At 71.4% G+C, this 11,552-nt stretch carries 13 protein-coding genes; 6 read left to right on the forward strand and 7 right to left on the reverse strand.

Features of this window, described 5'->3' with window-relative positions:
• Positions 1–39: 39 nt before the first annotated feature.
• From AC0VY3_RS33095 to AC0VY3_RS33105, 3 genes are all read left to right on the forward strand, one after another.
• Entirely contained in the window at positions 40–1,464 is a 1,425-nt protein-coding gene (locus AC0VY3_RS33095; protein WP_475551279.1) for a GH1 family beta-glucosidase, read from the forward strand.
• A gap of 317 nt (positions 1,465–1,781) precedes the next feature.
• On the forward strand, positions 1,782–2,171 hold the full coding sequence (locus AC0VY3_RS33100) for a DUF8051 family protein (RefSeq protein WP_475551280.1): 390 nt from the start codon (positions 1,782–1,784) through the stop codon (positions 2,169–2,171).
• Entirely contained in the window at positions 2,168–2,743 is a 576-nt protein-coding gene (locus tag AC0VY3_RS33105; protein WP_103510486.1) for a TetR/AcrR family transcriptional regulator, read from the forward strand. The genes AC0VY3_RS33100 and AC0VY3_RS33105 overlap by 4 nt, the downstream gene beginning before the upstream one ends.
• An 11-nt stretch (positions 2,744–2,754) precedes the next feature.
• On the opposite strand, the gene AC0VY3_RS33110 is transcribed toward AC0VY3_RS33105, so the two are convergent.
• Together AC0VY3_RS33110 and AC0VY3_RS33115 are read right to left on the reverse strand one after the other, a co-directional pair.
• Positions 2,755–4,224 (reverse strand): MFS transporter, encoded by a 1,470-nt coding sequence (locus AC0VY3_RS33110; protein ID WP_258047255.1) that lies wholly within the window; start codon positions 4,222–4,224, stop codon positions 2,755–2,757.
• A gap of 439 nt (positions 4,225–4,663) precedes the next feature.
• Positions 4,664–5,611, reverse strand: a complete 948-nt coding sequence (locus AC0VY3_RS33115) for an NAD(P)-dependent alcohol dehydrogenase (RefSeq protein WP_475551776.1) — start codon at positions 5,609–5,611, stop codon at positions 4,664–4,666.
• 123 nt (positions 5,612–5,734) lie between these two features.
• Here AC0VY3_RS33115 and AC0VY3_RS33120 point away from each other — a divergent pair, with 123 nt between their 5' ends.
• Positions 5,735–6,427: a TetR/AcrR family transcriptional regulator gene (locus tag AC0VY3_RS33120; RefSeq protein WP_475551281.1), complete on the forward strand. Its 693-nt coding sequence runs from the start codon at positions 5,735–5,737 to the stop codon at positions 6,425–6,427.
• Here AC0VY3_RS33120 and AC0VY3_RS33125 read toward each other — a convergent pair.
• Entirely contained in the window at positions 6,399–6,845 is a 447-nt protein-coding gene (locus AC0VY3_RS33125; protein ID WP_475551282.1) for an anthrone oxygenase family protein, read from the reverse strand. The two genes, AC0VY3_RS33120 and AC0VY3_RS33125, sit on opposite strands and share 29 nt — an antisense overlap.
• Positions 6,846–6,936: 91 nt before the next feature.
• On the opposite strand from AC0VY3_RS33125, the gene AC0VY3_RS33130 reads away from it, so the two are divergent.
• Positions 6,937–7,515 carry a TetR/AcrR family transcriptional regulator gene (locus tag AC0VY3_RS33130; RefSeq protein WP_475551283.1) on the forward strand — a complete coding sequence of 193 codons (579 nt, stop codon included), beginning with the start codon at positions 6,937–6,939 and terminating at the stop codon, positions 7,513–7,515.
• Positions 7,516–7,563: 48 nt separating this feature from the next.
• On the opposite strand, the gene AC0VY3_RS33135 is transcribed toward AC0VY3_RS33130, so the two are convergent.
• From AC0VY3_RS33135 to AC0VY3_RS33145, 3 genes are all read right to left on the reverse strand, one after another.
• Entirely contained in the window at positions 7,564–8,802 is a 1,239-nt protein-coding gene (locus AC0VY3_RS33135) for a mannosyltransferase family protein (protein ID WP_475551777.1), read from the reverse strand.
• A gap of 135 nt (positions 8,803–8,937) precedes the next feature.
• On the reverse strand, positions 8,938–9,411 hold the full coding sequence (locus AC0VY3_RS33140) for a hypothetical protein (RefSeq protein WP_103510492.1): 474 nt from the start codon (positions 9,409–9,411) through the stop codon (positions 8,938–8,940).
• A complete protein-coding gene (locus tag AC0VY3_RS33145) occupies positions 9,404–9,904 on the reverse strand; it encodes a SigE family RNA polymerase sigma factor (protein WP_103510493.1) in 501 nt (166 codons plus the stop codon). Before AC0VY3_RS33145 ends, AC0VY3_RS33140 begins: the two co-directional genes overlap by 8 nt.
• 456 nt (positions 9,905–10,360) lie before the next feature.
• On the opposite strand from AC0VY3_RS33145, the gene AC0VY3_RS33150 reads away from it, so the two are divergent.
• Positions 10,361–11,179 (forward strand): hypothetical protein, encoded by an 819-nt coding sequence (locus tag AC0VY3_RS33150; protein ID WP_181010961.1) that lies wholly within the window; start codon positions 10,361–10,363, stop codon positions 11,177–11,179.
• Between the two features lie 84 nt (positions 11,180–11,263).
• On the opposite strand, the gene AC0VY3_RS33155 is transcribed toward AC0VY3_RS33150, so the two are convergent.
• The gene (locus AC0VY3_RS33155; RefSeq protein WP_475551284.1) at positions 11,264–11,533 is read right to left on the reverse strand and encodes a hypothetical protein; all 270 of its coding nucleotides are present in this window, start codon (positions 11,531–11,533) and stop codon (positions 11,264–11,266) included.
• Positions 11,534–11,552: the final 19 nt, after the last annotated feature.

The raw sequence follows: 11,552 nt of genomic DNA on the forward strand, positions 1-11,552 counted from the left end.
CCCTCTGCTCGCCCCCTCACTTCCTGGAGTGTCAGTCTCATGACCGCTGTCGATGCCCGCCCGGCGACCTCCACAGGCGCCCGCCCCGAGGCCGGTACGGTGCTCCGCTTCCCGACCGGTTTCCGGTGGGGCACGGCCACCGCCGCCTACCAGATCGAGGGCGGGGCCGCCGAGGACGGCCGTACGCCGTCGATCTGGGACACCTTCAGCCGGACGCCGGGCAAGGTGCGCAACGGCGACACCGGTGACATCGCCGCCGACCATCTGCACCGGATGCCGGACGACGTACGCCTGATGAAGGAGCTCGGCGTCACGGACTACCGGTTCTCGGTCTCCTGGCCCCGGGTCCAGCCGACCGGCCGGGGCCCGGCGGTGGAGCGCGGCCTCGACTTCTACCGCCGGCTGGTCGACGAGCTGCTGGCGGCCGGCATCAGACCGGTGGCGACGCTCTACCACTGGGACCTGCCGCAGGAACTGGAGGACGCGGGCGGCTGGCCGGAGCGGGACACGGCGCACCGGTTCGCGGAGTACGCGGGCCTGGTGGCGGGGGCGCTGGGCGACCGGGTGCCGACCTGGACGACACTCAACGAGCCCTGGTGCGCGGCGTTCCTCGGGTACGGGAACGGGGTCCACGCCCCCGGCCGGACCAGCGACCTCGCGGCCCTGCGCGCCGCCCACCACCTGAACCTGGCGCACGGCGCGGGCGCGCGGGTCCTGCGCGACCGCCTCCCGGAGTCGGCGGAGATCTCGCTCACCCTGAACCTCCACGCCCTGCGCCCGCTGACCGACACCGCGGCGGACCGGGACGCGGTGCGCCGGATCGACGCGGTGGCGAACCGGATCTTCCTGGACCCGGTCTTCCACGGCCGGCTGCCGCAGGACCTGGTCGAGGACACGGCGGCGGTGACGGACTGGTCGTTCGTGAAGGACGGCGACCTGGAGGTCACGTCGACCCCGATCGACTCGCTGGGCATCAACTACTACTCCCCCAGCGTGGTTTCGGCGGGCGTCTCGGAGTCGCCCTCGCCGTGGGCGGGCGCGGAGCAGCATGTGGCGTTCACCCCGGCGGCGGGCCCGCGCACGGCGATGGACTGGCCGGTGGACGCGAACGGCCTGTACGAACTGCTGACCCGCCTGCGCGACGAACTCCCTTCCGTGCCGGTGCTGGTGACGGAGAACGGCGCGGCGTACGACGACTACGCCGACCCGGAGGGCGAGGTCCACGACCCGGAGCGGGTGGCGTACCTGGAGGCCCATCTGGCGGCCGTGCACCGGGCGATCGCGGACGGGGTGGACGTGCGCGGGTACTTCCTGTGGTCGCTGCTGGACAACTTCGAGTGGGCGTACGGCTACAGCAAGCGGTTCGGCATCGTGCACGTGGACTTCGCGTCGCAGCGGCGTACGGCGAAGGACAGCGCGCGGTGGTACGCGGATCTGATCGCGCGGGGCGGGCTGGAGGGGTGAGGGGCTGAGCCGCCCGAGGGGGTGACGGCCTGCGGGCCCGAGTCGCCTGCGGGCCTGTGGGCTCTCTGCCGGCGTTCCGTCCAGGGGCTCCGGGGTGCACACCCCGGAGCCCTTTTGGTGTGCCCGGACCGCGACGAGGCGACCCATGCTCATCATGGCCGCCCAGGGGCGGCTTCACCGATGTGCGTGACGGTCACAGCGTTCGGGATACCCAGGGGCGGGCGAACCTGGTCTCGACCGACTTGATTTGGACGACCGTCCAGGACTATCGTCCAAATGAGCCGATCGAACTATTCTCTGCACCTCTGGAGAACGTGATGGAACATTCCCTGCTGGCAACCTTGACCGGGGCATTTCTGGTCTGGGAAGCACTCCTGCTGATCCCCATGGTCCCGGGCAAGCTTGTCGATACGAGGGATTTCTCCTCTCTCCCTCGCTGGCAGTACAACGGGTTCAACGTCTACCTCACCTCCTTGGGGCTGGCGAGCTTCGTGGTAGCTGGGTTCGCGATGGCGGGCCATGACTGGGTATTCGTGCCGTCACTGGTCCTGGCCCTGGGCTACGCCGCGGTCTTCGCGGCCGACCTCGGCGCGGTGTTCCCCGTCGTGCCCGATCCACTCCCGGTCCAACTGCTCGTCCTTGAAGCCATCGCGCTGGCGTCCGCCGGCGTGGGCGCCGTGATCGCGATCCAAGGGATTCGACTGTGAACGCCGTTCCCCCTGCCGAAACGAGCACCCGGGAGAAAATCATCGAGGCTGCGGCCTCCCTCATTCCCGACGTGGGCTGGGGTGGAGTGACCAGCAGGCGTGTCGCGGAGCGTGCGGGGGTAAGCACCGGCGTGATCCACTACCACGTCGGAAGCATCGACGAACTCCGGCGCATCGCCGCAGTGGGCAAGATCCGGATGTTCTTCCTCGACCGCATCAACGGAGCCCTTTCACCACAGGATCCCGCAGTGGCCGTTGAACTGATCGTCCGCTCGCTGTGCACCGGCGACGCACATGAACCGGAACTGCTCCTGCTGTACGAGTCCCTCGTAGCGGCGAACCGGGACGAACAGCTACGCAGCGATATCGCCGCTTCCCTGTCCCAGCTCCGACAACGACTGCACGACTGGTTCGCCGAGCAAGGTGTTGCCCACCCGCTCGCAGCGGCAGTGACCCTCACCGCAGCGATTGACGGCTTCCTGCTCCAGCGCACACTCGACCCGGACCTCGACCCCGCCCCACTCATCGAGGGCCTCACGACTCTGGTCAAACGTCAACCGGGTCACTCGTAGACACCCGGTCTTCAATGCGCGGCCGCGTGGGCCGGCACCTCGGCGGGCTGGTGCGGGGTGGCCGCGAGGCGGGGACCGCGGAGCATGGTCGCGGCGATGACCGCCGCGACCACCAGGGTGACGGCGGTGGCGAGGAAGACCGCGGAGTAACCGTCCGTGAGCGCGGCCGCCCGGCCGCCGCCGGCCGCGGCGGAACGTTCGACGGCGCCGAGGTAGATCGTGGTGAACACCGACAGACCGACGCAACCACCGATCTGCATGGCGGAGTTGACCAGGGCCGATGCGGCACCGGCATCATGGTGGCCGACGCCGGCGAGGGCGACGTTCTGCACAGGGATGATCACGAAGGCGATCCCGATGCCGACGACCACCAGCCCGCCGAAGACCTCGGTCCAGTAGTTTCCGTCGGCGGTGATGAAGGTCAGCCACAGCATCCCGGCCGCCGCGATCAGCGGCCCACCGGTCATCAGGACGCGCGGGCCCCTGGTGGGCAGCAGCCTGGCGGCGACGGGCGCGGTGATCATGGTCGCGAAGGTCATCGCGAGACTCGCGAGTCCGGCCATCAGCGGGGAGAGCCCGAGCACGATCTGCAGGTGGAACATCAGGTAGAGGGTCATCCCGATGTAGACGGCGCCGATCGTCGCCTGGATGAGGAACGCCCCGGCGCGTGCGCGGTCCCGCACGATCCGCAGCGGCAGCAGCGGCTGCGCGGCACGGGCCTCGATCCACACGAACGCCGCCAGCAGCACCAGACCGCCGGCGAGGAAGCCGATGGTGTCCGGTTCGGTCCATCCGGACTCGGCGAGGGTGAACCCGTAGACGAGGGCGGCCAGGCCGAGGGTGACGGCCAGGGTGCCCCGGACGTCGTATCCGTTGCCGCCCTCGACCCGGCTTTCGGAGACGAACATCAGGGCGCCGGCCAGGCCGACGACGGCGAAGACGATGTTGACCAGCAGGCACCAGCGCCAGTCGGCGAACTCGGTCAGGACACCGCCGAGTGCCAGGCCGACGGCGGCACCGGTACCGGCGACGGTGCCGAAGACGGCGAACGCCGTTCCGCGCTCACGCCCGGCCGGAAACGTGACCGTCAGCAACGCGAGCGCCGCGGGTGCCAGCAGCGCCGCGAACACGCCCTGCAGGCCGCGCGCCGCGATCAGCTCGGTCCCGCTCTGCGCGAGACCGCCCCACGCGGAGGCGGCCCCGAAGCCGAGCATCCCGACCATGTAGCTGCGCTTTCGCCCCCAGTAGTCGGCGACGCGTCCGCCGAGCAGCAACAGCGCGCCGAAGGCGAGGACGTACGCCGTGATGACCCACTGCCGCTCGGTGTCGCTCAGCTCCAGTTCGAGCTGGGCCTGGGGCAGGGCCACGTTGACGATCGTCGCGTCGAGCACGACGACCAGCTGCGTCAGGGCGATCACGGCCAGCGCCCACCAGCGGCGGGGGTCAGGATCGGTGGGCCGGGACGGCAGGGGGACAGACACGAAAAAACCTCCGGGGTTCTGTCTGACGAGCGCCGGAGGTTTCAAGCCTCGGACCGGACACCGGACGGCCGGGTCTGACCACCTCGACCACGGGGCCGAGCACATCCATCCTAACCACGGCCCGCCGACCGGTCCGGACCGCGGACGACCGTGATCCGGCTCACAGAGGGACGCCGGACATCCTCGTCTCCCGGACCCGAGGACCCCAGGGAGAACGGCGCGCCCGCCGCCCCCTCCTCCACTTCTTCATCCTCCGCCGAGGGGGACGGCGGCAAGCAGTTCGAGCACGTCATCATCGCCACCTCCGAGGGAGACCCGAACCCCGCCCAGGTCGAGCTGCCCGACGCGCCCACCGTCGACAAGCCGGTCGTCACCAACTGGTCGGCCAAGCGCAACGAGGTCATTCCGCGCATCGTCCGACATCCGACGGGGAGCGACCTCACACCACCCGGATCACATGCTTGCCCCGCACCCCGCCCTCCTCCAGGGCGCGGTGGGCGGCGGCGATGTCCGACAGCGGGTGGACCGTGTCGACGACGGGCCGCAGGTCACCGCGCTCCACGTACGCGGTCAGCTCGGCGAACAGGTCGTGCTTCGGGTTGCCGCTGAAGAAGCGGACCCGCCGCCTGCCGTGCACGGCCGAGCCCAGCAGACAGCCGATGCTCCGGACCGGGTGGTCGATGTCGAAGGCGATGGAGACCAGACGGCCGCCGGGAGCCAACCGCTGCCGCAGCGCCCGGTGTTCGGTGCCGACGGTGTCCATGATGACGTCGTAGCGGTCCAGGTCCGCCAGGGCGGTGGCCCGGTGATCCAGCACCTCGTCCGCACCCAACTCCCTCACGAAGTCGGCGTTTTTGGCCCCCGCGAGACCGGTGACATGCGCGCCGAGGGCCTTGCCGAGCTGGACGGCGACACTGCCGACGCCGCCGGACGCCCCGCGCACGAGCAGGCGTTCGCCCGCCCGCAGACCGGCCTTGTCGCGCAGGGCGGTGAGGGAGGTGGTGCCCCCGGCGGGCAGCGAGGCGGCCTCGGTGAGGGTGACGTTCTCGGGGGCGTACGCGATCTGGCGCGGCCGGACCGAGACGTACTCGGCCGCGCTGCCGAAGGTACGCCCCAGGGTGCCCCACACCCGGTCGCCCACGCGGAGACCGGTGAGGCCGGGGTCCACCTCGGCGACCTCGCCCGCGAAGTCGAGCCCGGTCCGCTGCGGGAACCGGCGGCCGGTGACGAACCGGACCCGCCCGGCGCGCCCGTACAGCTCACCGCCGTTGACGCTCGCCGCGTGGACCCGGACCAGCACCTCACCGGGCTTGCGCACCGGCACCGGCACCCGGCCCTCGTAGAGGACCTCGGGCGGTCCGTAGCTGTCGTAGAGCGCCGCGCGCATGTCGTCGTTCACGGTGGAGGGGTCCTGTCTGTTCCGTCGGTACGGGGAGGGGGAAGCCCTGCCCTCACTCCACGGTAGGCAGATAAACGGAAGACCCCCTCCATTTACCGTAAAGTGAGAGACATGCCAGCTCAGCCCTCTCACAACCCGCCCCCAGGCACTCCGGACCCCGGCCCCGAGACGCTGCGGGCGGACGCCCGGGAGAACCGGGAACGCATCCTGCGGGCCGCCCGCGAGGCGTACGCGCTGCAAGGCATCGACGTACCGATCAGCGCCATCGCCCGCCGGGCCGGGGTCGGCGTGGCGACCCTCTACCGCCGCTTCCCCACCCGCGGCGCGCTGATCACCGAGGCGTTCACGGAGCAGCTGACCGAGTGCGCGGGCGCGCTGGACGAAGCCCTGGAGGACCCGGACCCCTGGCGCGGCCTGTGCACGGCACTCCGGAAGGTGTGCGCGATGCAGGCCGCCGACCGGGGCTTCACCCACGCCTTCCTGGCCCGCTTCCCGGGCGACACGGCGTACACCGGGGAGCGCGACCGGGCGGAGGAGGGCCTGGCCCTGCTGGTCCGCCGGGCGAAGGAGGCGGGAGCGCTGCGCCCGGACTTCGACGTCTCCGACGTGGTGCTGGCCCTGCTGGCCAACAACGGCGTGGCGAACGGGGCCGGCCCGGAGGCCGCCGCCGCGTCCCGCCGGCTGGTGGGCTACCTGCTGGAGTCGTTCCGCGCCACACCGGCCGCCGGGCCGCTCCCACCGCCGGTGCGGCTGGAGTTGGAGCGGTTGGGCGGACTCAGACCAGAGCCGCGACCAGTAGCGTGAAGGCGGCGATCAGAACTGCGACGCGGATGTAGTGGTACCGGTCCCAGCGGTTCATCTGCTCCTTCCAGTCCGCGGGCCGGTTCTCAGGGGTCCACGTCCTGCCCAGGTTGTTGATCGGGACGAGCAGCAGGACCGACATCACCACGCTCAGGAGCAACAGCCCGCCCGCAGTGACGACCAGACCGACGCCCACCTCCCCCCATCCGGCTATGGCCCAGATCGCGCTCAGGACCAGCGAGCCGATGTACCAGAACGGCATCACCGCCCCCAGCATCCGGCCCCCGTGGCTTCGGCCGAGCTGAGTGCTGTCGTCGGGCAGCGCGTCGAGGATCCGGTTGATGACGAAGGCGACGGAGAGCTCCACCCCCACCAGCAGTCCGACGATCACGGTGGTGACGATCTCAAGCGCGTTGAGCATGATGACCCCTCCTGGAATCTAGCGGTGCTAGATGATGAGGCAACGCTAGACCTACTGCCGCTCGATTGTCTAGCGGTGCTAGGATCGCATCATGTCGGTACAGGAACGCAAGGAGCGCGAACGGGCGGGCCGCGAGCGGCTCATCGTGGCGACGGCCCGCGAACTCGCCGAGCAGCAGGGCTGGGACGCGGTCACCACCCGCAGGCTCGCCGAGCGCATCGAATACAGCCAGCCCGTCCTCTACAGCCACTTCCGGGGCAAGCGCGAGATCATCGGCGCCGTCGCCCTCGAAGGCGCCGCCGAGATGGCCGGGACACTGCGGGCCGCGACCTCGGCCACGGACGGGCCTCGCGCCCGGGTCGCCGCCCTCGCCCGCGCCTACCTGGATTTCGCCGCAGCCAACCCGGCGGTCTACGACGCCATGTTCCGGCTCGACGGCGGCCTGGCCTTCGCGGAGGAGGACACCCCGGAGCCACTGAAGGACGCCTTCGCCGCCCTCCTGGAACCCCTCGGCGAAGTGGCAGGGGACGGCGTTCACCCAGGGCTGTTCACCGAGCTGTTCTGGGCATCCCTGCACGGGCTGGCCACCCTCACCCGCGCGGGACGGCTGCCGCCGGAGGACAGCGAGCGGAGGGTGGAACTGCTGGTGGACCGGCTCGCCGTGGTCTGACACGCGCCGCCCCGGTGGGTGCGTGGCCGAGGCCGTACGCCTACCTCCTCACCCCGCCCACCTCCCCGTCAGGAACGTCAGCGCGACGATCGTCGTCACCGGCGCGGCCACGCACAGGTACGCCGTCGTGAACCACGGCCGCCGCAGGCTCACCGCCGCAAGGCCGATCCACAGCGGCCACCACAGCAGCGTCGCGCGCGGAATGGACGTGTACCAGTACGAGGTGCCCAGCGCCCACAGGCTGAGCGCCACGTACACCGCCTCGGGCCAGCGACGACGGCGCAGGAGGATCGCCACCAGCGCCAGGCCCACCAGCATCGCCGCCAGCTCGGCCTGGAACATGAACGCGTACCCCGTCGACTGCGTACCCTCGAACGCCCCGTGCCACGTGTTCGTCCACGCCTCCCACGGGGTGTGGAACGTGCGGTACCAGCCCCGCTCCTGCGCGTGCTTCCACGCCATCCAGTCGCCGGTGTGCGCGTGCAGGTACCAGCTGTACGCGGCCGGGGGCAGTGCCGGAACCAGCGTCCAGCCCGCCGCCCGCCAGTGCCTCCCCGCCCGGGCGGACAGCACGAACAGCAGCGCGACCGCGGCGGCGAGGAACAGACCGCTGACGCGCACCGTCGTCGCCGGCGTGGTCAGTACGGCGGCGAGCGCCCACCGGTGCCGCATCGCCGCGAGCCACGCGGGCAGGGCGAACGCGAGGAACAGCGCCTCCGTGTAGCCGGCGGCCAGGAACACCGCGCACGGCGAGAGCAGGAAGAGGACAGCCGTACGGTGGCCCGCCGCATCCTCCGGCAGGTACGCCCGCGCGATACGGGCCAGGGCCAGCACCGCCACCGCACCCGCGACGAACGAGATCAGCAGCCCGGCCGCCGTCCAGTCCGGGACGACCGTGTGCACGGCACGCAGGAGGAAGGGGTAGCCCGGGAAGAACGCCTCCCGGTTGTCCCAGCCGCTCGTCCACGGGCCCGTACCGGCCGGGAAGTAGCCGTCGCGCGCTATGTGGAGGTAGTGGTTCGCGTCCCAGTGCTGGAAGGGCGCGAGGACGGGTGCCGCCTTCCGCGTTCCGGGGTGGGCCGGGAACAGCCAGCGGGCGAGGTGGGCCGTGATCCACAGGGATATACGGGTCAGGAGGTACAGCCACAGAACGCTGCGGTCGGCAGCGGTCAGGCGCGCGGCCGCCCGGCGGAGCCGGCCCGCCCGGGGCTCGGGTGGCGGGGCCTCGGCCCGGGGCTCAGGGCGTACGGCAGCAGAGGTGCGCAGCTCGGAGGAGAGCGTGGACAGGTCGGCCACTCGGGCACCTTTCGGGCACGCCTCACGGACACGTCGCCGCGAAGGCGTGCGGGGTCGCCCGGTGAAGCCGCCGGGGCGCGGAAGGGAAGTGGAAGGGAGGGGGTGTACGGGGTACGGGCTGCCGGGTCAGGGCATCGATGTGGCTCCGCCGGTCGTCGTCGCCGTCGCCGATGCGGACTCGGACGTCGTCGGCGGCGGCTTCGTCGTGGTCGGGCTCGTGCCCGTAGGCGCACCCGTGCCCATACCCGTGGGCAGACCGCCCGGCAGCGTGTTGCTCGGCGAGGGGGGCGGCGACGGTTGCTCGGTCGACAGGCCCTCCGACGGTGCCGGCGAGGGGTAGCTCGGTGACGGACTCGTCGCCGGGGCGACCGGTTCCGGCCGTACCGGCAGCAGGCCCACCGCGACCGCCCCGCCCCCGCCGACGGCCAGGCACACGCCCACCGCGACCACGGCCATCCGGCGGCGCTGCGCGCGCATGCCGCGTTCGGTGATGCTCGACGCCGGGTCCGCCACCGAGCGGACCTGCCCGAAGTCACCGGCCTCCCGGAACAGGGATCGCAACGGATCCCTCGAATCCCTCGGATCCCGCGGTTCAGACATCAGGAGCCTCCTCGATGCGGGGGTCTTGCAGACGGTGCGCGAGCGCCGCCCGTCCACGGACCAGATGCGTCTTGATCGTGCTGGTGGAAAGCCCGGTCTCCCCGGCGATCTGCTCGACCGTGAGGTCGCACAGGTAGTGCAGGGTCAGCGTCCGCCGCTGCTGGGCGGGCAGTTCCCGGAGCGCGTCGACCAGCACCACATGGCCCGGGTCCGGCGGCTCCACGTGCTGGGGCGCACCGCTCCCCCGGCCCCAGGCATCCGCCGAACGCCGCCGGAAGCGCCAACGGCTCACCGCCAGCCGCCAGGCGACCGTACGGATCCACGCCTCCGGCTGCCCGTCCCGCTCCAGCCGCCCGCGCCGGACCCACGCCTTGACGAAGGCCTCCTGCACGACGTCCTGCGCCTCCTGGAGATCGCCGGTCATCACGTACAGCTGGCCTGTGAGACGCGCGACCGCCTGGGCGTAGAACTCTTCGAACTCCTCGACGGTCAAAAGTTGCTCCCGGATCTTTCGCTTCACCGGGTATACGCCCGGCGCGCGCCATCCGGTCGACACCACCCGCCACACATCCGGGGTGACGGTCGTCACAGGACCCGAACGGCCCAGGCCCCCGCGCCCCGACGCTCCCCACGCCGCATCTCCCGGAGCTCAAGCAGCGAGATCCGAGCGCTCTTAACAGTGATGGGGTGGATGGGTCAGTAGTCCCACCCGCCCACCCTGGCCGCGAAGTTGACCGTTTGTGATCGAGTTGCGACGCACGGTCGCCAGGCTCTAGCGTGCGGGAAGACCACGACCAGGCAAAAGACGACCCCCACCGGTGCTCCAACACCGACAGGGGTCTAGCCACCGAAGATCGAGAAAGCGAAGAAAGCGATCCCCATGGCTGACAGCCAGTTTAGTGATGCCCCCCGCGCTCCGCGCGAGACCCCGCCCGCGAGCCCGCACCCCATGGCCAACCCCGGCTACGGCAAGCGCTCCGCGCCCGGCGAACGTCCGCGCACCGACCGCGACTTCGCCCACCTCCTCCCCCGTGACGCCGCCGTCGCCACCTACATCGACCGGCTGCCCGACGGATCCGACATCTCCGTGAAGACGCTGGCCAAGCACCTCCCGTACGGCCAGTGCGCCCTGCGCACCACCCTCAACCGGCTCCAGGCCGCCGGGCACTTACGGCGCGGCAGCGAGTGCGTGATCACCGACGAGGTCATGCTCTGGGTGACCCGGACCTTCTTCTCCCGCACCGCACGCGAGGACGCCTGGTGGGACGCCTGCACCCGGGGTGACGCCCCGCCGGACGAGCCGCAACGGCCCACCCGCTCGCGGGCGTTCATCCTGCTGGCAGCCCTGGGGCGGACGGCCCCAGCGCTGACGCTGTCCGCCGCCGACTGCGTACGCCTGGAGCCGCAGGTCGGTGAGTGGATCGCCCGGGGCGCGACCGAGGCGGAGCTGCTGCACGCCCTCACCAGCGGGCTGCCGTCCCCCGTCCACTGCGCCGCCCGCCTCGTCGAACGGCGGCTGCGCGACAAGCTGCCGCCCGAGCCGGTCCTGCCGGGGCCCCGGACCGTCCTGCGCACCCTCGAATGCGGCGAGTGCGGAGTGCCTGGACCGCCCGAAGCCCTCCTCGGCGGCCTCTGCCGGCCGTGCCGGGGGCCGTCTCCGGAGCCGCCGGTGGGCCCGCCGGGAACCGTGCAGCCGCCCGGCGTACGGGACCGGATGAACGCGGTCCGGGCGGGGCTCGTCCCTCGATCCGAAAGGACATACCGATGACCGTGCACCCCGTGCCCATCACCCTGGACACCGAGGAACTCAAGGACTACGCCCGCTGACCCGCTGCCCTCGGTTCCGACGCGGTCAGAAGCCGCCCGTGAAGGCGAAGAGGAACGAGAGCGGGTAGAGGACGCCCGCAGCTCCCAGGACGAGGCCCGCGAGGCACTGGGTCCGGTTGAACCCGCTGATCAGGCCCAGCACACCGAAGGTGATCGCCAGACTCCCGGCCAGGAGGGCGAAAAGGCCGAGGAAGAACGCGGCGATCAGCGCGACGACACCGAGGCCCAGCGAGACAGGCCCGTAAAGGGTCGCGGGGGTTTCGGGGCTTTCGACGGTTCCGGTTCCGGTTCCCATGTCCCCCATCGTGGCATTC

It is taken from the genome of Streptomyces sp. iso_384 (assembly GCF_056172905.1).

Bases quoted from the DNA above. Each gene is read 5' to 3' on its own strand.
- AC0VY3_RS33120 (WP_475551281.1), top strand. From the start codon at position 5,735: ATGCCAGCTCAGCCCTCTCACAACCCGCCCCCAGGCACTCCGGACCCC.
- AC0VY3_RS33155 (WP_475551284.1), bottom strand. From the start codon at position 11,533: ATGGGAACCGGAACCGGAACCGTCGAAAGCCCCGAAACCCCCGCGACC.
- AC0VY3_RS33140 (WP_103510492.1), bottom strand. From the start codon at position 9,411: ATGTCTGAACCGCGGGATCCGAGGGATTCGAGGGATCCGTTGCGATCC.
- AC0VY3_RS33100 (WP_475551280.1), top strand. From the start codon at position 1,782: ATGGAACATTCCCTGCTGGCAACCTTGACCGGGGCATTTCTGGTCTGG.
- AC0VY3_RS33150 (WP_181010961.1), top strand. From the start codon at position 10,361: ATGGCCAACCCCGGCTACGGCAAGCGCTCCGCGCCCGGCGAACGTCCG.
- AC0VY3_RS33095 (WP_475551279.1), top strand. From the start codon at position 40: ATGACCGCTGTCGATGCCCGCCCGGCGACCTCCACAGGCGCCCGCCCC.
- AC0VY3_RS33115 (WP_475551776.1), bottom strand. From the start codon at position 5,611: ATGCGCGCGGCGCTCTACGACAGCTACGGACCGCCCGAGGTCCTCTAC.
- AC0VY3_RS33125 (WP_475551282.1), bottom strand. From the start codon at position 6,845: ATGCTCAACGCGCTTGAGATCGTCACCACCGTGATCGTCGGACTGCTG.
- AC0VY3_RS33130 (WP_475551283.1), top strand. From the start codon at position 6,937: ATGTCGGTACAGGAACGCAAGGAGCGCGAACGGGCGGGCCGCGAGCGG.